This window comes from Qipengyuania polymorpha, from assembly GCF_019711435.1.
Classification (GTDB): domain Bacteria; phylum Pseudomonadota; class Alphaproteobacteria; order Sphingomonadales; family Sphingomonadaceae; genus Qipengyuania; species Qipengyuania polymorpha.
On the sequence record NZ_JAIGNK010000001.1, the window covers coordinates 784150 to 808323 of the forward strand.

The 24174-nt window shown below is 61.9% G+C and carries 23 protein-coding genes; 12 read left to right on the forward strand and 11 right to left on the reverse strand.

What is annotated here, in order from left to right; all coding sequences use genetic code 11:
- Positions 1–39: 39 nt before the first annotated feature.
- The 5 genes from ntrX to dusB all read right to left on the reverse strand — a co-directional run bounded on the left by ntrX (position 40) and on the right by dusB (position 7228).
- Positions 40–1422, reverse strand: a complete 1383-nt coding sequence (gene ntrX / locus K3152_RS03910) for a nitrogen assimilation response regulator NtrX (RefSeq protein WP_221572693.1) — start codon at positions 1420–1422, stop codon at positions 40–42.
- 2 nt (positions 1423–1424) lie between these two features.
- Positions 1425–3665 carry a sensor histidine kinase gene (locus tag K3152_RS03915; RefSeq protein ID WP_221572694.1) on the reverse strand — a complete coding sequence of 747 codons (2241 nt, stop codon included), beginning with the start codon at positions 3663–3665 and terminating at the stop codon, positions 1425–1427.
- Positions 3666–3726: 61 nt separating this feature from the next.
- Positions 3727–5142, reverse strand: coding sequence for a nitrogen regulation protein NR(I) (gene ntrC / locus K3152_RS03920; RefSeq protein WP_221572695.1), 1416 nt, complete (start codon positions 5140–5142; stop codon positions 3727–3729).
- Complete coding sequence (locus K3152_RS03925; protein ID WP_221572696.1) at positions 5139–6212, reverse strand: two-component system sensor histidine kinase NtrB; 1074 nt, start codon at positions 6210–6212, stop codon at positions 5139–5141. Before K3152_RS03925 ends, ntrC begins: the two co-directional genes overlap by 4 nt.
- On the reverse strand, positions 6209–7228 hold the full coding sequence (dusB, locus tag K3152_RS03930; RefSeq protein ID WP_221572697.1) for a tRNA dihydrouridine synthase DusB: 1020 nt from the start codon (positions 7226–7228) through the stop codon (positions 6209–6211). The genes K3152_RS03925 and dusB overlap by 4 nt, the downstream gene beginning before the upstream one ends.
- Positions 7229–7312: 84 nt before the next feature.
- Between dusB and K3152_RS03935 the strand changes: the two genes are divergently transcribed.
- From K3152_RS03935 to K3152_RS03945, 3 genes are read left to right on the forward strand one after another with little or no spacing between them, the layout of a single operon-like run.
- A complete protein-coding gene (locus K3152_RS03935) occupies positions 7313–8458 on the forward strand; it encodes a bifunctional 2-C-methyl-D-erythritol 4-phosphate cytidylyltransferase/2-C-methyl-D-erythritol 2,4-cyclodiphosphate synthase (protein WP_221572698.1) in 1146 nt (381 codons plus the stop codon).
- Positions 8459–8470: 12 nt separating this feature from the next.
- On the forward strand, positions 8471–9007 hold the full coding sequence (locus tag K3152_RS03940; RefSeq protein ID WP_221572699.1) for a hypothetical protein: 537 nt from the start codon (positions 8471–8473) through the stop codon (positions 9005–9007).
- The gene (locus K3152_RS03945; protein WP_221572700.1) at positions 9004–9510 is read left to right on the forward strand and encodes a CinA family protein; all 507 of its coding nucleotides are present in this window, start codon (positions 9004–9006) and stop codon (positions 9508–9510) included. Before K3152_RS03940 ends, K3152_RS03945 begins: the two co-directional genes overlap by 4 nt.
- Here K3152_RS03945 and K3152_RS03950 read toward each other — a convergent pair.
- Both K3152_RS03950 and lipA read right to left on the reverse strand, forming a co-directional pair.
- Positions 9507–9962, reverse strand: coding sequence for a type II toxin-antitoxin system RatA family toxin (locus K3152_RS03950; RefSeq protein WP_221572701.1), 456 nt, complete (start codon positions 9960–9962; stop codon positions 9507–9509). The two genes, K3152_RS03945 and K3152_RS03950, sit on opposite strands and share 4 nt — an antisense overlap.
- Positions 9962–10915, reverse strand: coding sequence for a lipoyl synthase (lipA, locus tag K3152_RS03955; protein WP_221572702.1), 954 nt, complete (start codon positions 10913–10915; stop codon positions 9962–9964). Before lipA ends, K3152_RS03950 begins: the two co-directional genes overlap by 1 nt.
- An 83-nt stretch (positions 10916–10998) precedes the next feature.
- On the opposite strand from lipA, the gene K3152_RS03960 reads away from it, so the two are divergent.
- Genes K3152_RS03960 through K3152_RS03975 form a run of 4 tightly spaced genes read left to right on the forward strand, consistent with a single transcriptional unit; the run spans position 10999 to position 13691 of the window.
- The gene (locus K3152_RS03960) at positions 10999–11982 is read left to right on the forward strand and encodes a sodium-dependent bicarbonate transport family permease (RefSeq protein WP_247713136.1); all 984 of its coding nucleotides are present in this window, start codon (positions 10999–11001) and stop codon (positions 11980–11982) included.
- Complete coding sequence (locus K3152_RS03965) at positions 11979–12287, forward strand: P-II family nitrogen regulator (RefSeq protein ID WP_221428427.1); 309 nt, start codon at positions 11979–11981, stop codon at positions 12285–12287. Before K3152_RS03960 ends, K3152_RS03965 begins: the two co-directional genes overlap by 4 nt.
- Positions 12287–12928, forward strand: coding sequence for a carbonic anhydrase (locus K3152_RS03970; RefSeq protein ID WP_221572703.1), 642 nt, complete (start codon positions 12287–12289; stop codon positions 12926–12928). The genes K3152_RS03965 and K3152_RS03970 overlap by 1 nt, the downstream gene beginning before the upstream one ends.
- A 37-nt stretch (positions 12929–12965) precedes the next feature.
- Entirely contained in the window at positions 12966–13691 is a 726-nt protein-coding gene (locus tag K3152_RS03975) for an NYN domain-containing protein (RefSeq protein WP_221572704.1), read from the forward strand.
- 63 nt (positions 13692–13754) lie between these two features.
- Here K3152_RS03975 and K3152_RS03980 read toward each other — a convergent pair whose 3' ends face one another.
- Positions 13755–15086 carry a tetratricopeptide repeat protein gene (locus tag K3152_RS03980; protein WP_221572705.1) on the reverse strand — a complete coding sequence of 444 codons (1332 nt, stop codon included), beginning with the start codon at positions 15084–15086 and terminating at the stop codon, positions 13755–13757.
- A 306-nt stretch (positions 15087–15392) separates the two neighbouring features.
- On the opposite strand from K3152_RS03980, the gene gyrA reads away from it, so the two are divergent.
- Entirely contained in the window at positions 15393–18233 is a 2841-nt protein-coding gene (gene gyrA, locus K3152_RS03985) for a DNA gyrase subunit A (RefSeq protein WP_221572706.1), read from the forward strand.
- Between the two features lie 18 nt (positions 18234–18251).
- Here gyrA and K3152_RS03990 read toward each other — a convergent pair whose 3' ends face one another.
- Entirely contained in the window at positions 18252–18908 is a 657-nt protein-coding gene (locus K3152_RS03990; protein ID WP_221572707.1) for a lysoplasmalogenase, read from the reverse strand.
- A gap of 54 nt (positions 18909–18962) precedes the next feature.
- On the opposite strand from K3152_RS03990, the gene trmFO reads away from it, so the two are divergent.
- Positions 18963–20330, forward strand: a complete 1368-nt coding sequence (gene trmFO, locus K3152_RS03995) for a methylenetetrahydrofolate--tRNA-(uracil(54)-C(5))-methyltransferase (FADH(2)-oxidizing) TrmFO (RefSeq protein ID WP_221572708.1) — start codon at positions 18963–18965, stop codon at positions 20328–20330.
- On the opposite strand, the gene K3152_RS04000 is transcribed toward trmFO, so the two are convergent.
- Together K3152_RS04000 and K3152_RS04005 are read right to left on the reverse strand one after the other, a co-directional pair.
- On the reverse strand, positions 20331–20798 hold the full coding sequence (locus K3152_RS04000; protein WP_221572709.1) for an EF-hand domain-containing protein: 468 nt from the start codon (positions 20796–20798) through the stop codon (positions 20331–20333).
- 37 nt (positions 20799–20835) lie between these two features.
- Positions 20836–21474 carry a squalene/phytoene synthase family protein gene (locus K3152_RS04005; protein ID WP_221572710.1) on the reverse strand — a complete coding sequence of 213 codons (639 nt, stop codon included), beginning with the start codon at positions 21472–21474 and terminating at the stop codon, positions 20836–20838.
- 163 nt (positions 21475–21637) lie between these two features.
- On the opposite strand from K3152_RS04005, the gene K3152_RS04010 reads away from it, so the two are divergent.
- From K3152_RS04010 to K3152_RS04020, 3 genes are read left to right on the forward strand one after another with little or no spacing between them, the layout of a single operon-like run.
- On the forward strand, positions 21638–23272 hold the full coding sequence (locus K3152_RS04010; protein ID WP_221572711.1) for a TadE/TadG family type IV pilus assembly protein: 1635 nt from the start codon (positions 21638–21640) through the stop codon (positions 23270–23272).
- Positions 23269–23730, forward strand: coding sequence for a TadE/TadG family type IV pilus assembly protein (locus tag K3152_RS04015; protein ID WP_221572712.1), 462 nt, complete (start codon positions 23269–23271; stop codon positions 23728–23730). The genes K3152_RS04010 and K3152_RS04015 overlap by 4 nt, the downstream gene beginning before the upstream one ends.
- Positions 23727–24161 carry a TadE/TadG family type IV pilus assembly protein gene (locus K3152_RS04020; protein ID WP_221572713.1) on the forward strand — a complete coding sequence of 145 codons (435 nt, stop codon included), beginning with the start codon at positions 23727–23729 and terminating at the stop codon, positions 24159–24161. Before K3152_RS04015 ends, K3152_RS04020 begins: the two co-directional genes overlap by 4 nt.
- The last annotated feature ends 13 nt before the right edge of the window (positions 24162–24174 follow it).

Below are 24174 nucleotides of genomic sequence, written 5' to 3' on the forward strand. Positions count from 1 at the left end.
GGCTTCTGGACGAAATTGGGCGCCAGTGGGTGTGATGCCTTATTGGCTTCCGCCACCCTTGCGTTCGGCCATGCCCAGGAGCTTCAGCTTGCGGTGCAAGGCCGAGCGCTCCATCCCGATGAAACTCGCTGTCTTGGAGATATTGCCCGAGAAGCGGCGGATCTGGATAGCGAGATATTCACGCTCGAAGCTCTCACGTGCTTCGCGCAAGGGTGCGCCCATCAGCGCCGCCATGCCGGTGTTTCCGGCTGCACTGCCTCCCGAGATTTCTTCGGACAGCATTTCGGCCTCGACGGTTTCCAACTGGTCGCGCGGCGTCAGGATGATGGTACGCTCGACTACATTGCGCAGCTGGCGAACGTTGCCCGGCCAGTCATAGGCCTGCAGCGCAGCCATCGCTTCCTCGCTGATGGCGGGCGGGCGGATGCCCTGCTCCGTTGCGTAGCGGGCAAAGAAATATTCGGCGAGCGCCGGGATGTCGTCACGCCGCTCGGCCAGCGAGGGGATTTCGACCGGCACGACGTTGAGGCGGTAGAAGAGGTCTTCGCGGAAGTTCTTTTCCTCCATCTCCTTGGCGAGGTCGCGAGCGGTCGAGGAAACGACACGCACGTCCACACCGATCTGCCGCGTCCCGCCGACGCGCACGAAGCTCTGTTCGGTCAGGACGCGCAGGATACGGGCCTGAGTCGAGAGCGGCATGTCGGCCACCTCGTCGAGGTAGAGAGTGCCGCCGTCTGCAGTTTCCAGCAGGCCGGGCCGAACCAGCTTGCCGTCGGCTTCCTCGCCGAACAATTCCTCTTCGAAGCGCTCGGGTGTGATGCGCGCGGAATTGACGATGACGAAGGGTTTGTCCCCGCGCGTGGACCAGCTGTGAAGCAGGCGCGCGGCCACTTCCTTGCCCGATCCTGCAGGACCGCTGATGAGCACGCGGCTGCCGGTCTGCGCCACGCGTTTCAACGTGGCACGGACGTTGTTTATTACCGCGGAGTTGCCGGTAAACTCGCCCCCCTCGCCCAAGCCTTCGCGCAGGCGTGTGTTCTCGCGGCGCAGGCGTTCGGTCTCGGTGGCACGTTCGACGAGGTGGAGCAGGCGCTCGGCCTCGAAGGGCTTTTCGATGAAGTCCATCGCCCCGCGGCTCACCGCGCTCACCGCCGTGTCGATATTGCCGTGGCCGGAAAAGATGATGACCGGCAATTCGGGCTCACGCAGCTTGATCGCGTCGAGCACTTCCAGCCCATCCATCTGGCTGCCGTGGAGCCACACGTCGAGCAGTACGAGGCTCGGCCGCTTCTCGTCGACCGCGTCGAGTGCAGAGGCGCTGTCGGCGGCGGTGCGGCATTCATAGCCCTCGTCGCTCAGCACGCCTGCAACCAGTTCGCGGATGTCGCGCTCGTCGTCGACGATGAGGATGTCCAGTGCCATAGTCAGCTTCCCGTTTTCTCTTCGGCAGGGGCGTCGGCGTCATCCTTGCGGACGCCATGGGGGTCGCGGGCAAAGCGCAGGGTGACCCGCGTTCCACCGCCATCGACGGAGGAGAAACTCATCTCCCCGCCGTGTTCTTCGACAATCTTGTTCACGATGGCGAGGCCGAGGCCGGTGCCCTTGGCGCGCGTCGTGACATAGGGCTCGAGGATGCGTTCGCGGTCCTGCGGCAGGCCGATACCGTTATCGGTGACGGCGACCGTGATGGCGTCCTCGTCCTCGGTGACTTCGACGGCGATGCGTCCACGATAATCCTCCGGCGCATGCGGCGTTCGGGCCTCGATGGCCTCGGCAGCATTCTTGAGGATATTGGTAACGGCCTGCCCAAGTTGGTGGCGATCGGCCTGGATCTTGAGCGGTCCCTCGACCTCGGTGGTCAATCCGTAATTGATCTCCGGATTGGCCACTTCCTGGAGGAATAGCGACTGGCGGATGAGGTCCAGCGCATCCTCCGGCCGGAAGACCGGCTTTGGCAGGCGAGCGAAGCTGGAGAATTCGTCGACCATTTTCCTGAGGTCACCGACCTGCCGTACGATGGTGTTGGTCAATTCGTCGAAGAGTTCGCCATCCTGCTCGATTTGTTTGCGATAGCGGCGCTTGAGACGCTCGGTCGCGAGCTGGATGGGCGTGAGCGGGTTCTTGATCTCATGCGCGATGCGACGCGCAACATCAGACCATGCGGCCTGCCGCTGGTCGAGCAGCTGCCGGGTGATGTCCTCGAAGGTAATCACATGCCCGTCGCCTTCGCGCACGAGCTTGACGGCGAGCGTCATCAACTCGCCTTGCCGCGTGTGGCTGACAACGCCGCGATCGAGCCCGGCAATCACCATGGCGGCAATCTGCGGAGCCATTTCGTCGAGAGTTTCGGGCTGCTTCCCACCCTGCCCGCCCTCGAGCAAAGTGTTCTGCGCAGGTGCATTCATCAGCAGGACGCGGCGGTTCCCGTCGATGGTGATGACACCCGCGCTGACCGATTCCAGCACCGCCTCGATGAAGCTGCGGCGGTCCTCCAGCTCTTCATTGGCGGACATCAGTGCATCGGTCTGGCGTTCGAGCTGCGCGGTCATGCGGTTGAAAGCGCGGTTGAGCAGGCCGATCTCGTCGGCACCGGTCCGCCCCTCGACACGCATACCGAAATTGCCCGCCCCCACCTTGCGCGCGGCAGCGACGAGATCGGTGAGTGGTTCGACCTGTCGGTCGGCAAAGCGCAGCGCGAACCAGACCGCTAGGCCAACCAGCGCAAGGCTGACGAAGAACAGCGCGAGGTTGAAGCGCAACTGCAATGCCCGCGCACGTGAGGTCAGTTCATCATAGGCTACCGAAATCGAGCGCGCGCGTTCCCAGCTGCGGAAGCTTACCCCTTCGGTATCGCGAGCCGTGTAGAGATAGATGCCCGCGACACGGTCGATGGGGGCAATGGCCTCGATACGTTCGGGGCTGCCGCGAACCGCGACCTGCTCACCGCGGCGCAGACCGGGCAGGCTCTCCTCGGTGAAGGCGACCGGGTCGCTGTCCTCGGAAACATTGTAGAGCACCGCTGTACGTGCGCTACCGTCGGGCATGGCCTGCAGGATGGCGCTTTCGACGACGTCACGCGGGCCAGCCTGATATTCGTAAGCGAGGAGGAAATCGGGGTCGGTGACGGAAATGCGCTGGATATAGGCATTCATGTCCATCGCCATCGAAATGGTCTCTTCGGCGAGATCGAGCTGGTTGTCCTCGTAATAGCTTTCAGCCAACGCGTTGGCGTTCTCCATCAATCCGCGCGAATTGTCCGAGAACCAGAAGTCGACGCCCGACTGGAACAGGACCGCGGCAAAGGCGGCGACGAGCAGCGTCGGGACAGCCGCGACCATCGAGAAGAAGAACACGAGGCGGACGTGGAGGCGCGCCGTGCTGCCGGCGGCGCGTCTCAGTGCAAGCCTGCGACCTGCCAGAACGAGCAGCGCCATGGCCGGTATGAGTGTGCCGATGAGCAGGACCGCGACCTGGCTGCTGGGAAGCAGCTGGCCATTGGGCGGTGCCGAACTGAAGGTTGCCCAAGTCGTCGCAACCATTGCGAAAAATGCGGCAACCGCTGCGATTTCGATGAGCGAGAAAAGGTTGGCCCTGCGCGACGTCACGACGAACCTGCGCCACAAGCGCGGGGTGCGTCGGGTCTGGGGGGTGGCTTGGGATGCCATCGTTGCGCACTTACATCGCTACTGTTGCAAATATGCAAGTACAAAAACGACGAAATGCGTGTCAGCGTCGCTGGACGTAATGCTCCGGCCGGATATCGAGCTCGCCCAACTTCTTCCGCAGGGTGTTGCGATTGATGCCGAGGAGTTCGGCAGCGCGTAGCTGATTGCCGTTTGTCTCGCGTAGGGCATGCTCGATCAGCGGCTTTTCGAACTCGGCGAGTGCTTCGTGGTAGAGCGAACCATCGGCAGGTCGCTTTAGGTCCAGCCAGGTAGCCAGGGATGCCTCGAAAGCGTTGTCGCTCTCCCCTGCCCCATTGGTGACTGGCTTCGGCAGCAAGTCGTTGACGAGTTCTGCATCGATGACCTCATCGCGCGCCATCAGGGCAAGACGGAAGACGTGGTTGCGCAGTTCGCGCACGTTGCCGCGCCAATCGTGGGCCGAGAGCGCGGCGACGGCTTCTTCGCTCACCGAATGTTGGGGCAGCCCCTCTTCCCTTGCCTGGCCGAGGAAATGGCGGGTCAGCGCTCCGATATCCTCGCGCCGTTCGCGCAAGGGGGGCAAATGGATGGGGACGACGTTCAGGCGATAGAACAGGTCTTCGCGGAAACGCCCATCGGCAATCATCGGAGTAAGATCGCGATTCGTCGCCGCGACGATGCGTACGTCCACTCCGATTTCCTGCCGCCCACCAACGCGCCGGATGCGCCCCGACTGTAGGGCACGGAGCAGGCGAGTCTGCGCCTCGGCGGGCATGTCACCGATTTCGTCGAGAAAGAGCGTGCCGCCATTGGCCTGTTCGAACTTGCCGATTTGCTGCGAATGTGCGCCGGTGAAGGCACCGCGTTCGTGACCGAACAGCTCGCTTTCGAGCAAATCGTGCGGGATGGCGGCCATGTTGACCGCGACGAAAGGGCCGGTGCGGCGCGAGCCGAGCTGGTGGATGGCCTCGGCCACCAGTTCCTTACCCGTCCCGCTTTCGCCGGTAACGAGCACGGTCAAATCGTTGCGCAGGACCCGCGTGATCATGCGATAGACGTCCTGCATCGCCCGGCTTCGCCCGATGAGCGGCAGGTCGCCCCCCTCGCCCTCGCCTTCAGAAGCGCTGCTGCGCGGGGACTGCGCGACCGCCTGCTTCACTGCCTGCGTCAGTTCGTCGAGATCGAAGGGCTTGGGGAAATATTCGAAGGCTTCACTGTCGCTGGCGCGCACGGCGGTATCGAGCGTGTTCTGCGCCGAAAGCACGATGACCGGCATCGACGGCGCTTTCTCCCGTACTGAAGCGATGCCATCCAGGCCGTCGCCATCTTCCAGCATGATGTCGGTCAGCATGACGTCGAAACTTGCATCGGACAGCAAGGCGTCGCGCTTGGCGATGCTGGCGCAGGCGGTGATGTCGAAGCCTTCGTCGCGCAGGGCCTCGGTGATAACGGTGGCGATGGCACGGTCGTCCTCGACCAGCAGGACCTTGTGGCTCATGACGGCTTCCTGTCTGCGACAGCGAGATTGATGCGGAAATGGGTGAGGCCGGCGCGCTCGTCACGTTCATGCGCGATGCGGCCGCCCATGTCGCGCAGGAGCTTGCGGACGAGGGCGAGTCCGAGGCCCTGCCCGTGCGGCTTGCCCGATACGAAGGGCTCGAATGCATGGTCACGCAGATGCGACGGGAGACCCGGCCCGGGGTCGGTGACAGTAATCTCGATAGGCAGACGGGTCGCTTTGCCGAGGCGGATGGCGGAAAACACCAGGCCACTGACGAAGCGTGTGCGGACGGAAACCCGCGCATCTTCGACATTCGAGCAAGCATCGCAGGCATTGGCGAGAAGGTTGATGAGGACCTGTTCGAGCGCCCCCTGGTCGGCTTCGACAGGCGGCAATGAGGGGTCGAACTCCTCGACCAATTCGCAGCCATCGTCGCGCCCTGCCCTCACTGTCGCCATGGCATTGCGGATGGCCTCGTGGAGATTGCAAGGGCCAGTCTGTACCGAACTGCGACTGCCAAGTTGCTGCATCCGGTCGATAAGTTGGGCGATACGGTCGACTTCGCCCTCGATCATCGTCGCCAGCGGGCGGTCACGTTCGGAGGCACGCCGAGCAATCAGCTGGCTTGCGCCGCGAATGGCCGAGAGCGGGTTCTTGATTTCATGCGCGAGGACCGCCGGGGCACGCAGTTCGACGCGTTCCTCGTCGTCGCCGTCATTGCCTTCCTGGCCCAGCTCGGAAAGCGTCACCACGCGCCAGCCGGGGTGCGAATGCATCGGTGAGCTGGTGATGTTAACCCGCCGTCCGCCCTGCCCCGTCGAAATGGCGATGCCGCGAACGATCATCTGCGCATCGCGCTTGGTCAGGCTTTCGCGCAGCCGCTCGTCGTCGATAACGATGGCCTCGCCAAGTTCCATGGTGGTGAGCTTGCCCGCACTGCGACCGAGCAATTCCTCGGCAGCAGGATTGGCTTCGATGATGCAGTCAGCCTCGTTGACGAGCAGCACGGCGAAAATCAGTCCGGAAATCTGCGCGGCGGCATCGGGCGCGCCCGGACTGGCGCTCATGCGGCGCGCCGGTGCAGGAACGGCTCGTAGAAACGTTCCAATTCATCAAGGACTTCAGTGGTATCGTCGAGGAAGTTCACGCGGTTGCGGAACTCTGCCGAGCCGTGCATTCCCTTGGTGTACCAGCCGAGATGCTTGCGCGCTATCTTGACGCCAACCTGCTCGCCATAAAGCTCGAGCATGTCGCGATAATGCTCGACCACGACCTCGTATTGCTCGTCGAAACTAGGGCTCTCGAGCTTCTCGCCCGTCTTCCACCAGTGCATGACCTGCGCCAGCAGCCACGGTTTGCCATAGGCACCGCGGCCAATCATCAGCCCGTCCGCACCCGATTGCTCGAGCGCCTTGTCCGCGTCGTCGATGGTGCAGATGTCGCCATTGACGATGACGGGGATGTTCACCGCGTCCTTCACCTTGCGGATGAAGGCCCAGTCGGCGCTCCCCTTGTACATCTGGTTGCGCGTGCGGCCGTGGACGGTGACCATCTTCACACCGAGGTCTTCGGCAATACGCGCCAGTTCGGGCGCATTGAGGTCGGCGTGGTCCCAGCCCATGCGCATCTTGACCGTCACCGGAACATCGACCGCCTTGACCGTCGCTTCCATCAGCTTGGTGGCGAGCCCGACTTCCTTCATCAGCGCCGACCCGGCAAGCTGGCCGACGACTTTGCGCACCGGGCAGCCGAAATTGATGTCGATGATGTCGGCGCCATTTCCCTGCTGGAGCTTGGCGGCTTCGGCCATGCTGTGCGGGTCGCAGCCGACCAGCTGCATCGAAACCGGTTCTTCGATAGGGTCCCACGCGGCCTTCTGCACCGATTGGCGCGTCTCGCGGATAGCCGCCTCGCTGGCAATCATCTCGGTGACATTGAGGCCCGAGCCGTATTTGCGCACCAGCTTGCGGAACGGCAGGTCGGTGACGCCCGTCATCGGCGCCAGGATGACCGGCGTGTCGATGGCCACATTACCGATGTGGATGGGCTTCGGCGGGGCCGGAGGAGAAGTGGTCGCGTTCATGACTGGGTGGTGTGCCTAAATATTGGGCAGGCACATAGTGCGTTGCAGCGAAAACCTCAACCCGCTAGCGGGCGGGACATAGCTATGCAGGACGAACGCCCTCTCCCCTCCTTCGCCGCCATCGTGGTTGCCGCGGGCAAGGGCCTGCGCGCGGGACAGCCGGTACCGAAGCAATTCGCGCAATGGCGCGGCAAGCCGGTGGTGCGGCATTCGGTGGAGGCACTGCTCGAAGCCGGCGCGGCGCCCCTAGTGGTGATGATACCAGAGGGTGGTGACGAACTTTTGTCCCGTGCTCTCAGCGGACTTGATGGCTGGCAAGCCGTCACCGGCGGAGCAACGCGACAGCAATCGGTGGCGTTCGGTCTTGAAGCGGTAAAGAGCGCCGAGCGTGTTCTCATCCATGACGCGGCGCGTCCGCATCTACCCAAGCCCGTCATCGAAAAGCTGCTTCAGGCGCTGGACGAGCACCCCGGAGCCATCCCCACCCTCCCCGTCGTCGACAGCCTCGCCATCGATGACGCCGGTGCCATGGCAGGGAGCGGAGAGCGCGAGAAACTGCGCCGCGTGCAGACGCCGCAGGCCTTTCGCTTCGCCGACATCCACGCCGCTCATCGCGCATGGCAAGGCGAGCCCACTGCCGGAGACGATGCGCAGGTCTTGCGCGCTGCAGGAGGCTCGGTGGCACTGGTCGAGGGCGACGAGCGCCTCAGGAAACTCACATTCGCGGAGGATTTCGTGTCCAACCTTCCCCCAGTGCGCATCGGCACCGGTTTCGATGTCCACAAGCTGGCCGCAGGCGAGGAACTATGGCTGGGCGGTATCAAGATCGAGCACGACAAGGGCCTTGCCGGTCACAGCGATGCCGACGTGGCGCTCCATGCCATCGTCGATGCTTTGCTTGGGGCAATCGGTAATGGCGACATCGGCGACCACTTTCCGCCATCCGACCCGCAATGGAAGGGCGCGAGCAGCGACCGGTTCGTGGCGCATGCGGCGAAACTCGTGGACGAAGCAGGCTATCGGACGGGCAATATCGACCTTACCATCATCTGCGAGGCGCCCAAGATTGGTCCCCACCGCGAAGCCATGCGGCAACGGATTGCCGAACTGCTCGGCGTTGACACGGGCGCGATATCGGTGAAGGCGACGACCACGGAAAGGCTCGGCTTCACCGGACGGGGCGAAGGCATAGCCGCACAGGCCGCAGCGACGGTCATTCGGAACGATTGAAGGGGAATCGCAATGAAGAAATTCGGGATCTTGCTGGGTGCTTTGGCCATGGGCAGCAGCGCGATGGCGAGCGCGCAGGAAACGGCGCCTTCGCCCAAGCCTGACCAGGAAGTCATCGTCGGCGGTGTCCGCTACTTCATGCCTATTTTCGTCGAAACGATTACGAAAAAGTGCGCCGGATCGCTTGCTCCCGACGGCTATCTCGTGACCAACATGGAGGCACTGACAGCCAAGTTTGCCGAAGGGGCGGAAGCAAATTGGCCGCATGCGCGGGCCTTGGTTGTCGCAATCGTGAACGATGGCAAGAACGGTCCGCGAGGCAGTAACGAGCTCGACGAGCTGCCCGATGAGTTCATCAAGCCGATGATCGAGATCATGCTTCCCGAAAAGCTCTCCGAGGATATCGAGGAAAAGCACTGCGCCCCTATCGAAGAGGTCATGGAATCGCTCGACCCCTTGCCGGCAGACAATTTTGCGACCTTCGTCGGAACGGTCATCAAGCTGGTGTGGGAAGACAAGGGCCGTGAACGTCGGAATACCGAGGGATGACCACTCCAGGCGAGCTTCTTCCGCATGAAATCGATGACCTTGCGGCCAAGGTCATCGAGGCCAATCGTGCTGCCGGACGCAAGGTGGTGCTCGCCGAAAGCTGCACGGGCGGGCTGGTCTCGGCCGCGCTTACCGAAATTCCCGGATCCTCGGCCGTGTTCGACCGCGGTTTCGTGACCTATTCGAATGAATCGAAGATGGAAGCGCTCGGTGTGCCGCTCGACATCATCGAGACATTTGGCGCGGTTTCGATTGCCTGTGCATGGGCCATGGCGAAGGGAGCGCTGGCCAAGAGCGATGCCGATGTGGCGGTGGCCATCAGCGGCGTGGCAGGCCCTACCGGCGGAACAACGCTGAAGCCCGTCGGCACGGTGGTCTTCGCCCGCGTCGTGCGCGGCCAGGAAGGCGAACCCGAAGGCGAACTCAAGAAATTCGAGCCGACCTCGCGCGCAGACATCCGGCGCGAAGCGACCGTTTGCGCTCTCGAATTGCTGATGCCCTAGAGGTTGGCGGCGGCGTTCTCGCGGCCGTAGAGTTCGTCCGCGCGTTTCTCGAACGCCTCGACCATCTTGCGAAAAGCGCGGTCGAAATACTGGCCTGCAAGCGCCTCGAACACGGCGTTGCGGAAGCTGAATTCGACGCAGAAGTCGATCTCGCACCCGCCGTCGGGAAGGCATTTGAAATACCAATTGTTGTCGAGGTCTTTCAGCGGCCCATCGACATAAAAGACCTCGATATGCTCGGGCCGCTTCTTGATGACGCGCGAGGTGAATTTCTCGCGGATCGCCTTGAAGCCGACCAGCATGTCGGCCTCCATCTCGGTTTCGGTATTGCTGCGGATGCGCGTAGCGACGACCCAGGGCAGGAACTTGGGATAGCTCGCCACATCGGCGACGAGGTCGAACATCTGTTCGCAGCTGTAGGGAAGGCGCCGCGTCTCGCGTATGCCCGGCATCAGCCCTGTGCCCTCGCCCTCGCCTTGGCCAGCTTCTCTTCGCGTGCCGCCTTCATCACTGCGAAATCGTCACCCGCGTGGTAGCTCGAGCGCGTGAGCGGGCTCGATGCGACCTGAAGGAAGCCCTTGGCGCGTGCAATCGAGCCATAGGCAGCGAAGGCCTTTGGCGTAACGAAATCCTCGACCTTGGCGTGCTTCGGTGTGGGCTGGAGGTACTGGCCCATGGTGATGAAATCGACATCGGCGCTGCGCATGTCGTCCATGACCTGGTGCACTTCGAGCCGCTGTTCGCCGAGACCGAGCATGATGCCAGACTTGGTGAAAATCAGCGGGTCGTGTGCCTTCACCTCTTCGAGCAGGCGCAGCGAGGCGTAATAGCGCGCGCCGGGCCGGATTGTCGGATACAGGCGCGGTACGGTCTCGAGATTGTGGTTGTAGACATCGGGGCCCGCCTCGCAGATCTTCTCCACCGCTGCGCGCATCTTGCCGCGGAAGTCGGGAGTGAGGATCTCGATGGTCGTTTCGGGAGTCTCGCGGCGCAGGGCCTTGATGACCTTCACGAACTGGTCCGCGCCGCCATCGGGCAGGTCGTCGCGGTCGACGCTGGTAATGACGATGTGGTTGAGGCCCATCTGGCCAGCCGCGATGGCGACGTTTTCCGGCTCCATCGGATCGACCATGCGCGGCATGCCGGTCTTCACATTGCAGAAGGCGCAGGCACGCGTGCAGACATCGCCGAGAATCATGACCGTGGCGTGCTTCTTGTCCCAGCATTCGCCGATATTCGGGCAGGCCGCCTCCTCGCACACCGTGTTGAGCGAGAGGTCGCGCATCAGCTTGCGCGTCTCGTGATAGCCCTTGCTGACAGGCGCTTTCACGCGAATCCAGTCGGGCTTGCGCTGCTTCTTCGGCGGTTCGCCGTCGGTTTTGGGCGGGGAAGAGAGGTCGTTCATTGCGGGGCCCATCTAGGGAAAGGCGAGTATGTCTGCAATGGTGCAACTTGCTCTTTCGCGAAGCTGCGATTACGCGGCGCGCTATGGAAACGATGGGCATCCAAGCGCTGACCTCTCCGGTCATCTTGTTTTTCGTTCTTGGACTCTTGGCGGCATTCGCAAGGTCCGATCTTGCAATCCCTGAAGCCATTGCGAAGGGCATGTCCCTTTACCTGATGGCGGCAATCGGCCTCAAAGGCGGCATCGAGGTCGCCGAATCCGGCCTCGACGGCACAGTGCTGGCCGCACTTGCGGCCGGCATTGGCGCCGGTTTCGTAATGCCGATCTATGCCTACTGGGTTCTCAAGGGTTTTGGACGCCTCAGCCGAATCAATGCCGGCGCGGTAGCTGCGCACTATGGTTCGGTCAGCGTTGTAACGTTCGTCACCGCTGTCGAGATCTACACTATCCAGGGCACTCCGCCTCAGGGGTACATGGTCGCCGTTATGGCTTCAATGGAAAGCCCCGCGATCCTTGCAGGCCTGCTGCTGGCACGCGGCCTGGGTTTGCAAGGGGGACAGAGCCGAAAGGAACTGGCGCATGAGGTCTTGCTCAACCCCTCGGTTGTCCTGCTGCTGGGTGCATTCGTCATCGGCATGATCGCGGGCCCTGAGGGCTTCGCCGACGTCAAACCGTTCTTTGACGGCCTCTTCAAGGGCATCCTCTGCTTGTTCCTTCTGGATATGGGTCTCATCGCGGCGCGACGTATTCTGGATGCGCGCTCGCTCACTTGGCGACTGGTCGCCATCGCTATTGTGCTGCCGCTGGTGAACGGCGCCATCGGCACCGTGCTCGGTGTTTCGATTGGCCTCGATACCGGCTCCGCAGCGGCGCTCGGTGTGCTGTGTGCGAGCGCAAGTTATATCGCAGTACCGGCGGCCATGCGCCTCGCCCTGCCCGAAGCTGATCCGGGCATTTACCTGACGATGTCGCTGAGCATCACCTTCCCCTTCAACGTGTTGCTGAACATTGGCCTGATCGGAGCCCTTGCTGCGACGCTGACCGGCGCAGGAGCCGTGACCCCATGATCGAAACAGTTATCCGCAAGCGTATCGAAATCCTTGCCGATCAGGCGCAGGTGAAGCGCGTGACGTCCATTATCGACGAAGTCGGCATCACGGGCTGGACTGTACTTCCCGTTTCTTCCGGCCGGGGTCGCGAGGGTCGCTGGCGCGAAGAACGCGTCATGGGAACCGACAAGAACCTCGTGGTGACAATCGCCTCGCAGGAAAATTCGCAAGCATTGGCCCAGGCGCTAGCTCCTATCCTGACATCACACGGACTATTGCTCACAATGTGGGACGTCGAAGTCATCCGTGGAGAGCGTTTCTAATGCCAGAATTTGCCGAATTGCTTCAGGGCTACCGCCGCTTTCGCAAGGAAGGATACCCACGCCAGAAGGCTCGGTATGACGACCTCGTCAGCAAGGGCCAAAGTCCGAAACTCATGATCATCGGCTGTTCCGACAGCAGGGTCGATCCCGCGCAGATTTTCGATGTTGATCCGGGAGAGATCTTCGTGGTCCGCAACGTGGCTGCACTGGTGCCGCCCTTCGAGACTTCGCCGGGACAGCATGGTGTGTCTGCGGCGCTCGAATTCGCTGTCCAGTTTCTCAAGGTGCGCCAGATCGTCGTCATGGGGCACGGGATGTGCGGGGGGTGCAAGGCCGCGCTGACCCAGGACCTGCATGGCAATCCGCTCGGCGAAGGCGGTTTCATCGCGAACTGGGTCCACCTCCTCGACGAGGCCCGCGAACCGATCGCAGAGAAGCACGGTACCGAAAGTCGCGAGGCCGAACGCGCCATGGAAATGGCTGCGGTCGGTGTGAGCATCGAGAATTTGCGGACCTTTCCGTGCGTTCGCGAAAAGGAAGCAAGCGGCGAACTCAAGCTGCGCGGTGCCTTTTTCGCGATCTCGGACGGCGTGCTCCACGTGCGGAACGAAGATACCGGGGAATTCGAACCGGCGGACTGACTTGCGCTCGAGGCCTGCCCGGCCCATGTGAGCGCGCATGGCTGAAAAAGAACTGAAAAACATCGCCCTGCTGATCGACGCGGACAACACGACGCCGCGCGGCATCGACCCCGTCCTGACCGTCATGGCCGAACTGGGCCAGGTCAACATCAAGCGCGCCTACGGCAACTTCACCAAGAAGAACCTGCAGGGCTGGGACAAGTACAGCCACAAGTTCGGCATCCTGCCCTACCAGCAGTTCGACATGACGACCGGCAAGAACGCCACCGACATGGCCATGACGATCGACGCGATCGACCTGCTCTACCAGGGCAAGGTCGATGGTTTCGGGATCATGAGTTCCGACAGCGATTTCACTCCCCTCGCCACCCGGCTGAGGCAGGACGGGCTGATCGTTTACGGTTTCGGCAGCAAGAACAAGACGCCCGATGCCTTCAAGAGCGCGTGCACCCGTTTTATCGACATCGATGCGCTGATTGCCGGCGCGTCGGATGAAGCGACTCCCTCGAAGGCCACCGGCAAGGCGGAGAAGTCGAGCATCGACGAGGAACTGGTCGATTTGCTCGGCACGGCGTGGAAAGCGGCCAACCGCGACGAGGATGGCTATGCGCAGATGGGCGAAGTCGGCAGCCTTGCGGGCAACCGTTCCAGCTTCGACGTGCGTAACTACGGCTTCAAGCGCCTGTCCGACCTGTTCCATTCGCTGGACCAGTTCGATGTCAAACGCCGAGAGAACACGCTTTACGTCAAGCGCCTGCGCTAAAACAAAAACGGCGCGGGTCCCGAAGGAACCGCGCCGTCTTTCTCAGTTACTGGCTAGGCTGGCTTACATGCCGCCCTGCTGCGCTGCGTAGATCGCCCACAGGTTGGCCAGTTCGCGGCGCGTGCCTTCGACCTTCTTGAAGGTTTCGATAGCCTCCGCATACTTGCCCTGGTCGTACTGGGCGATGCCGAGACGCGTCAGGACGACGGGCGTTTCCACACCGCTCATGGTGAGCGCCTTGGTGTAGAATTCCTCTGCTTCGGCCGGCTGGTCGTAGCTCAGGAAAGTGTCGCCCGCGACAACAATGGTCTTGAGTGTCGCGCCTGCTGCACGGGCATCGGCAGCCAGGCTGGCAAGCTCGGCGCGGTCGGCGTTGAGGCGACCAGCCGCGTCCTTGCGCGATTCGACGAGGAAGGGGTCAGTCTTGTCAATATTGCCGAGGGCAAAACCCTCGTCGATCGCCGAGACAACCTCGCCCGGGTAACGGCGGGGGTCGAGCAATTCGACATATTCCGAGAGTACGCGAGTGTCGTTGTAGACCTTCATACGGCGCGAAAGACGCAGGAGGTCAACAGCCTCGGGGTTGGCGTAATCCTTTGCCGTAAGCGTGATGATGACCGCATCGCCCCAGGTCGTGGGGGTCGGATACTGCTCGGCGAGCAGCGCCACGTATTTCGCGGATTCCGCATTCATGTTGTTTTCGTATGCGTGCTGCAGGCCGGTGCGGATAAGCGTCTCGGCAACCGGTTCACCGGCAGAGCGCAGTCCGTCGATCACGCCCGACAGATAGGCGAGGCCTTCGCTCGTCTGTCCGGCATCGAAATACATATCGGCAATCATGCGCTGCATGTCAGCTGCACCGATGGTGCTGACCGAGCCGTCGCTCATGTTTGCTTCGAACGAGTAGTTTGCCGCAATGGCTGCTTCGAGCGCAGCGCGTGCTTCGGCAATGTTATCCTGACCGCGATAGATCTGGAACAGGTTCCAGTTGAGCTGGCCGGCAAGGTCGGGCTCGAGGATGCCGCTGTCGAGCATCATCTTCATGCCCTGCAACTGCATGGCTTCGTCGTCAGCCTTGAGGCCGAGGTTGAGGATCAGGGCACCGGCAGCGCGCTTCTCGTCAGCGCTGCTCGTGGCCGCAACCACGGCCGGGACTAAGCCCCTGGCCGCCTCAATGTCGGGTGCCTCGGCCTTGAGGGCTTCGTTCAGCGGGGTGTAGACCTTTACCCAATCCTTCGAATATTCGGCCTTACGCTCCTCTTCCTTCTTCTTTTTCTGAGCATGTGCGGGCTCGGCGAAAGCGGTCATGCCAAGCGCGCCGGTGGCCGCGAGGACGAGTGCCATCGCGATAGCCGAAGACGGACGCGAAGCCTTGTTGGAACGGGTGAAAATCATGTCTTGTAACTCCCAAGAGTGGATAGGGGGTCGAGCGCTTTGTGGCGCCGTTAAACGGTCATGGACGCGGCCAATGCCGCTTCTGCGCTCTCATTGCAATCTGTGTAGCCAAAACGCGCTGAACGGTGTTTGAATGCGGGTGGCTCCCGCCGTTCATGGTTACCTTGGGCGCAAGGGTCATCCATATGTGGAAAAAGCGCATGAAACGGGGCTTCGGTTCCCGCAATCGGTGGCGCTTCAAGGGCATCTCGCCTAGGGTTTTACGCCTGAATACCTGTCTGACACAGCATATGGATACCATCAGTTTTGGCTGACGACATCGACACGATCGATTCCCCCATTCCGGGCGGCGAAGAACACACCCGCATCGACATCGTCGAGGAAATGAAGACGAGCTATCTCGATTACGCGATGAGCGTGATCGTGAGCCGCGCATTGCCCGATGTGCGCGACGGGCTGAAGCCGGTCCATCGCCGCATCCTCTACGCCAGCAATGAAGGCGGCTTCGTCGCCGGGCGCCCGTTCCGCAAAAGCGCCAAGATCGTCGGCGACGTGATGGGTAACTACCACCCGCATGGTGACGCGGCGATTTACGACGCGCTGGCGCGTATGACCCAGAACTGGTCGCTGCGCGTCCCGCTGATCGACGGCCAGGGTAACTTCGGTTCGATGGACCCCGACCCGCCGGCATCCATGCGTTACACCGAAGCGCGGCTTGCCCGCGTCGCCAATTCGCTGCTCGACGACCTCGACAAGGACACGGTCGATTTCGCCGACAACTACGACGGTTCGCGCCGCGAGCCTACGGTCCTGCCCGCCCGCTTCCCCAACCTCCTCGTCAATGGCGCGGGCGGTATCGCGGTCGGCATGGCGACGAACATCCCGCCGCATAATCTCGGCGAGGTGATCGACGGCTGTTTCGCCTATATGGACAACCCCGCCATCACGAGCGAGGAACTGTTCGAGATCATTCCGGGACCGGACTTCCCGACCGCGCCGCTCATCCTCGGCAAGTCGGGCGCCCGTGCCGCCTACACGACGGGTCGCGGCTCCATCCTCCAGCGCGCGCGCCACACGATCGAAGAGAAGCGCGGCGACCGCAAGTCGATCGTTCTCACTTCCATCCCCTTCCAGGTCGGCAAGAGCGGTCTGGTCGAGAAAATTGCCGAGGCGGCCAAGGACAAGCGCATCGAGGGTATCTCCGATATCCGCGACGAATCCAGCCGCCAGGGCGTGCGCGTGGTCGTTGACCTCAAGCGCGATGCCTCGCCCGAGGTCGTGCTCAACCAGATCTGGCGTTACACGCCTGCGCAGGCGAGCTTCCCGGCGAACATGCTCGCCATCAGCGGCGGCCGCCCCGAAGTCCTGACGCTGCGCGAGTTCATCCAGGCCTTCATCACCTTCCGCGAGGAAGTGATCACCCGCCGCACCAAGTTCGAACTGAACAAGGCGCGCGACCGGGCGCATATCTTGCTCGGCCTCGTGGTCGCCGTCTCCAACCTCGACGAGGTGGTGGCAATGATCCGCGGCGCACCGACGCCTGCCGAAGCGCGCGCACGCCTGCTCGCCAAGGAATGGCCCATCGGCGACATCGCGCAATATATCGCGCTGGTCGAAGCCATCGAGCCGAGCGACGAGCAGGCCGGCGGTACCTACCGCCTGTCCGAGCGTCAGGTGAAAGCCATTCTCGACCTGCGGCTCCACCGCCTGACCGCGCTGGGCCGCGATGAAATCGGTGACGAGCTCAAGGAACTCTCGCTCTCCATCGAGGAATATCTCTCCATCCTCGCCGACCGCGTGAAGCTCTACGGCGTGATGCGCGGCGAGCTTGAGGAAATCAAAGCTGCCTACGCCACGCCGCGCGTCTCAGAAATCGCGCCTGCATGGGACGGTATCGACGACGAAGACCTTATCGAGCGTGAAGAGATGGTCGTGACCGTTACCCACGGCGGCTACATCAAGCGTACCCCGCTCGACGCTTTCCGTGCACAGGCTCGCGGCGGCAAGGGCCGCAGCGGCATGGCGACGAAGGACGAGGATGCCGTCGTCGAAATGTTCGTAACTTCGACGCACAACCCGGTGTTGTTCTTCACGAATACGGGCCGCGTCTACCGTATGAAAGTGTGGAAGCTGCCCGAAGGCGGGCCGCAGACCAAGGGCCGCCCGATGGTCAACCTCCTGCCCTTGGGTGATGACGAGCGGGTTACCAATGTGCTTTCCCTGCCCGAGGACGAGAACGAGTGGGAAAACCTCAACATCGTCTTCGCGACCGAGCAGGGAATGGTCCGCCGCAACTCGATGGATGCCTTCACCAACGTACCCAGCAACGGCAAATACGCCATGGGCTTCGTCGAAGGCAGCGGTGACCGCCTTATCGGTGTCGAACTGCTGACCGAGGACCAGGAAATCTTCCTCGCTTCGGATTCGGGCAAGGCGATCCGCTTCTCCGCTACCGACGCGCGCGAGACCAAGAGCCGTACCGGTATCGGTGTGCGCGGCATGAAGCTGAAGGAAGGCCAGAAGGTCGTCTCGATGGCCGTGCTCGATGCCGGTGAATCCGAAACCGAGGTGCGTGAAGCCTATCTTCGTGCTGCGGAGTGGAAGAACAACGATAATGAGCCAACGCTTCCCGCCGAAAAGGTCGAGGAACTGTCGGAGACCGAAGAGTTCATCCTGACGCTGACCACCAAAGGCTACGGCAAGATTTCGTCCTCCTACGAGTACCGCACCATCGGCCGCGGCGGGATGGGCCTCACCAATATCGGTGAACCTTCCAGCAATCCCGAGCGCAACGGTCCGGTTGTGGCGAGTTTCCCGGTCAAGCACGGTTCGCAGCTCATGCTGGTGACCGATCAGGCCAAGCTCATCCGCCTACCCATCACCTTCCGCCATATGGTGGAAGGCGGCTTCGAGAACCATGAAGGCTTCTCGATTTCGGGCCGCGGTTCGTCGGGCGTGCGCATCTTCAACGTGGCCAAGGGCGAGAACATCGTCGGCGCGGCGCTGATCGACGAAACCGAGGAACCGGAAAACGAAGCCGAAGAGCGGGTTCAGGACGAGATTGCCGCGCGCGGCGGACTCAACAAGACCGAGCCGCACACGACGGCGCATTCGGACAAGAATATCGAAGGCGAACCGGGGGGCTGATAGCCTCCCGGGCGCGGGTTAGACCTTGCCCTTGCGGATTGTCTGGATGACCCCGGTCGCAATCAGGAACTGACCGCCATAATAGAGTGGCCACACCAGCCACTCGGCGATGTCGCGCGGCATCTGCCCGGACTCGCGCGCAAAGATTATGAGGTCGCTGACGACGAAGAGCACCGCGCCGATACCCACACGGTATCGCGGGAAACGGCTCGTCCAGGCAGCCCCCGCCATCGCGCCGACCACGAGTGCGTAAAGCGCGGCGAGGTACCAGTTCTCGAGCGGATAGGTCAGCATTCCGGCAAGCATCGGGGTAGCGAGCAAAAGCGCGAGACCGGCGGCTTTCTGGCTGGCGGTGGCCTGCTCGCGCCGCTGGGTCATGAAGAGCCCAATGGCGATGAGGTGGCCGACGGCAAACAGCGCTCCGCCGAAGAGGAAATTGAACTCCAGCACAACGTCGGCCAGCGCACCGAACGCCATGACCAGCGTGATGAGCACCCCCTCCCTGCCCCGTCCCCGCTGGGCGGCGTAGATGGCGAGGAAAGCAACACCGGCGCCCTTCCATAGCGAGAGGAAGCTGCCACCCACCTTTCCGTCCATCACGAAGAAATAGCTGATGCCGAAAAGCAGGCTGAGCAGCAGGTATGGCCGGTGGTCTATGAGTGCGCGTTTTGGCATCGCGCACCTATTCCCTTGATAGAGGGCGGGTGCAAGCACTAGGTGGCGCGCAACATGACACACGACATCCAGATTATCGGCGGCGGCCTCGCCGGAAGCGAAGCGGCGTGGCAGCTTGCACGGCGCGGCTACAAGGTCCGCCTCTCCGAAATGCGCGGCAGCGGCGAGATGACGCCTGCCCACCAGACCGACGGCCTGGCCGAGCTCGTCTGCTCGAACAGCTTCCGCAGCGATGACAGCGACAAGAACGCAGTCGGCCTGCTGCACCACGAAATGCGCCGCCTCGACAGCATCATCATGCGCGCCGGCGAAGTTGCGCGGGTGCCGGCCGGCAGCGCCATGGCCGTCGACCGCGATGTGTTTTCCGCCGAAGTGCAGCGCACTCTCGAAGAACATCCGAACATCACCGTGGTTCGCGAGCGGGTCGATGCCCTCCCCTCCTCCGGCCCGACCATCGTCGCTACCGGACCGCTGACCGCGCAATCGCTTGCCGAGAGCATCGTGAAATCGACCGGGCAGGACCGCCTCGCCTTTTTCGACGCGATTGCACCCATTGTGCACCGCGACAGCATCGACATGTCGAAGTGCTGGATCCAGAGCCGCTGGAACAAGCGCACCGAGGCCTCGAACGAAGATGGCGATTATATCAATTGCCCGATGACCAAGGAGCAGTACCTCGCCTTCCACCAGGGCCTGATGGACGGCGAGAAGACCGAATTCCGTGAATGGGAAGCTGACACGCCCTATTTCGATGGCTGCATGCCGATCGAGGTGATGGCATCGCGCGGGGTGGAAACCCTGCGCTACGGCCCGATGAAGGGCGTCGGCCTCGACAATCCTTACGACACGAGCGAAGAGCACCCGCAGGGCAAGTGGCCCTATGCGGTGGTGCAGCTGCGGCAGGACAACAAGCTCGGCACATTGTGGAACATGGTCGGGTTCCAGACCAAGCTGAAATATGGCGCGCAAATAGAACTGTTCCGCACCATTCCGGGCCTTGAGAATGCAGAGTTCGCGCGTCTCGGCGGATTGCACCGCAACACCTTTATCAACTCACCTCTCGTCCTCGACCGGCAGCTACGCCTGCGTGGCGGCGAGCATATCCGTTTCGCAGGGCAAATCACTGGATGTGAGGGCTATGTCGAAAGCTCAGCTGTGGGCCTGATGGCAGGCATGATGGCGGCGAGCGAATTGGCGGGACGCGACTGGACGCCACCGCCCCGCACTACCGCCTTTGGAGCGTTGCTATCGCACATTACCGGCGATGCGGAAGCCGACACCTTCCAGCCGATGAATGTGAACTTCGGCCTTTTCCCGCCGCTCCACGATGTGAAGAAAAAGCAGCGCAAGGAGGCCTATACCTCGCGCGCCAAGGCGGAATTCGGCGAGTGGCTGGACACCCTCGAGGCAGTCCCCGCCTGATCAGCAGGCGCAGCGACGTTTCTTGGCAGGTTTGGGCTTGGTAGTGGCGAACTCGCTGGGCGAAAGCTCGCGGTCGCCATTGGCATCGGCGCCTTCGAACTTTTCGACCGTGGTGACCGCCCACTCCTCGAAGGTGAGGAGGTTGTTGCCATCCTTGTCGAGCTTGCGGAAAGCATCCGAGCGGGTCGACAGCATCTCGCTGCGCGTTATTCGCCAGTCGCGGTTGCGGTCGTAGCGGAAGAAGCGCTGTTGTTCCTTGGTCAATTCGCTGGCCTCTGGAGGCGCGGGGCCTTCCATGTCGCCGGGATCGCTGACGGGCAGCGCTTCGGGATCATAGGCGGGAGGCGCGAAGGCCATGGGATCGGGCGGCGGTGCGGCCTCTTCCACCGCGGCGCGCCCTTCCCACCAGAATAGGCCGACGCCCGCCATCATCAGCGTTACAAGCGAACCGGTTATGAAGGCTTTCACTTCGCGAGCTCTCCCCTTGCTCGCCTGCAAACCTAGCCTAAGACCCGAAAATTCCAAGCCTCATTGCTGCGAGCGGGCTTAGGCGGTCGCCAAACAAGGGCGCGCCGCCACGCTTGATGGAGCGGCGGGCCAGACCTCCGATGATCGCAAGCGATCGCAGGTCGCGGGGAAGCTGCGGCAATGGCTCCGTATGCTCGCGCGTTTCGTGTCCCATCATGCCAAGCTCTGCTGCAGCCCAGGCTTCGCCATGGCTGGCCGCGTTCTCGGCGCTGCCCTGATGACCGGCCAATTTCGCGAGGGCAGCAAATGCGCGGGCGCGGCCGTGCCGGAAACCAGTTCGGGCTTCGTCATCGAGAGGGAATTCGAATAGCAGATGTTCCCAGCCATCGATCAGGGCCACACATTCGCTGCGCTCCGAGTGCCAATAGTCGAGGATCGACCTGAGCAGCGGGTCGGGTGGCGGAGCGGATCCGGCGGCGCGCTCGCGAAGGATTTCATCTCGCCACCAGGCCAAGCGTAGCTGTCCGAGCGCCGGTTCCGACACGCTGCGCACGATGCGGGCAAGGTTTTCGTCGAGCCGCAAGAGGGCGTCGAGCGCGCCACGTTGGTCTTCTTTTGCGTAGGAAAGGACGAGCGGGCCCCACTCCGGCAGGTTGTATGGTGCAGTGTCATCCATGGCGTTGGCCTAGGCCCACCCGCTGCCCGCGTGTCAAGGAAACCTGCCGACTTCGGACATGGGAAACGGGAAATTAACCACTCCCGGTACATGAAAAATAAGGAACTGCCCTTCTATCAGGCACGGTCGAAGAGGTTCCTTTCTACGAGGTTCAACGGGGTATATGGGCATCAAGACTTTCCTGCATCGCCTGCGCGACGATACCAGCGGCAACGCCATGCTATTGGTCGCCATGGGCGCACCGGTCCTGTTCGGTTCCGCCGGACTGGGCGTGGACATGGCCCAGTATTACCTCTGGAAACGAGAATTGCAGTACGCCGTGGACCAGTCCGCGCTGGCCGCCGCGTGGGCGCGAGGCAATGGCGATACTTCGACCAACGCAGACGGTGCAGATGCGGCCTTCAAGAAACGTTCGCGTCAGGAGTTTTACTCGAACCTGTCCCGCACCAAGAATTATCTTCTAAGTCATCGGATCAAGCTGATCGAATATGAAGATATCGACGATAATGCGGTAGAGGCCGAAGCATCGGCCACGGCTGAATTGCCGTTTACAAAACTGGTGCTTGGCGATGGCATGACCGTCGCCGTGAAAGCTCAGGCGATTTGGGAAACCACCAAGCAGTTCACGGCGTGCCTTTATTCACTCGATACGGAATCGCCGAAAACCATGTGGTTCAGCGGTACCTACACGGTCGATGCAGCATGCGGCGTCGGCGCGCGTTCGACCGCCGGCAACGCCATCGCGACGGACGGCAACTCGGGGGCGCAAGACATCAACTGGGTTATTGCCGGCGGCGGCATCGAAGATAGCGCCGGTGCATTCGTGAATGCCGAAGTCGTCGAAAACTACGACAACATGGTCGACCCGTGGGAAGACCTGACCCCTCCCGACGACACGACGAGCCGGGACAACCCTGGCACGGTCGATGGTTGCAGCGGGAATGAGCGTTTGGCCAATTGGCAAGCAGACGAGACGATCACGGAAGAGATCACCTATCTGTATTACAAGGGCGCCAACAAAAGCTCCGCGAAAGCCGCTGATCCTATCGAGTATTCGGGCGCGGGGGCCCTGGAAGGTACCACCACCACATACCCGACCATTGTAGACTCCGATTTCAACGAAGAGCCGACTGACAAGACGTCGACCACGGTCGGTAGTCTCAGCCAGGTCGCCGGTTCAGGTCCGGACAAGATCTATGCAGAGCCGACCACGACTACGACCTATGTCTACACTAACAAGGAGTACCTCGATAACGATTTTACGCTCCAGCCAGGCACCTACGAAAATGGCATGAACATCAAGTGCAATGCTGTGATGGAGAGTGGTGTCTATGTCATTTCCGGGGGCACACTCTCGCTGACAGGCGGCAAGACCCTGATTGGTGAAGGCGTGATGTTCGTTCTCGAGAATGGCGTGAGCATCAACTTTGAGGGTGGCGCAAAAGTCTATCTTACGCCGATGACGGCAAACGAGATCCTCGCCTATACGAATATCACCGATGCCGAGCATGCGGCCAAGCTCGAGAACATGTTGATATTCGAGCATCCCGACTCCCCTGGCAGTGCCAACAACAAGATTACCGGTGGTTCGCATTTCGACCTCAACGGCACGATCTATATGCCCAATAGCGATCTCGCACTGGCCGGTAGCATGAACGCTTCGGCAGAGTGCCTGATGGTTGCCACGGGCAAGCTCTCGATCAGCGGTGGCGCAGATCTCGAGACGCTTTGTCCGGCAGGCAAGACCCACGATATCGTCGTCGGTGAAGGCCGCACCCGGGTGAGGTTGGTCCTGTGATCAAGCGCCTTTCCCACCTCGCGAATTTCGCCCGCAACGAGGATGGCTCGTTCATGGTCGAGACCGCCATCGTCCTTCCCGTGCTCGTCATGATGGCGCTCGGGGGATATGAGGCGAGCCAGATCATCTCGCGCGAGAACGAGCTTCAGATTGCGGTTGCCGAAGCGGCCGCAGTCGTGCTGGCATCGATCCCGGAAGATCAGGATGACCTCGATGAAATCGAACTCATCATCGAGGCTTCGACGGGTTTGCCCGAGGGCAAGGTTCGGTTGCTGAAGAAATATCGCTGCGATGCGACTGCGGCGCTGGTCGACAGCACCTCGAGCTGCGCGACGGGAGCGGTGATTTCGGAATTCATCCACCTCAACGTGTGGGATGAGTACACGCCGGTCTGGACCTCTTTCGGTATCGGTGAAAAGGTCACCTACGACATTCGCCGGAGGATCCAGATCTCATGAGCGTGCCCTTCTGCAAGCGTCTGGCAGGGAACGAGCAGGGTTCGACCATTGTCGAATTCGCCATTCTCGCACCCGTCTTCTTCGGGATTTTCTTCGGCCTGATCCAGATCGGGATCAGCATGCAGGCCTACAACTCGATTCGCGGTGTAGCCTCGGATACTGCCCGTTGGGCAGTGGTCGAATACATGAACCAGAGAGAGCCGACCGACTCGGATATTCAGGACAAAGGCATCGCCATCGCCCAGGCTGCGCCTTACATGCTGAACGACAGCATCGATGTCGTCGTCACTCCTGTCGCGACTACCCGTATCCACGGGACTCACGAACGGACGATGACCATTACCTACACGCCGCCCGACGTGCTGCCTTTCTTCGACTTCGTCAGCAAGGAACAGAAGTTCGAGCGCCCGATCTTCATGATCGACGAGTGATTTCGGGCTAGGC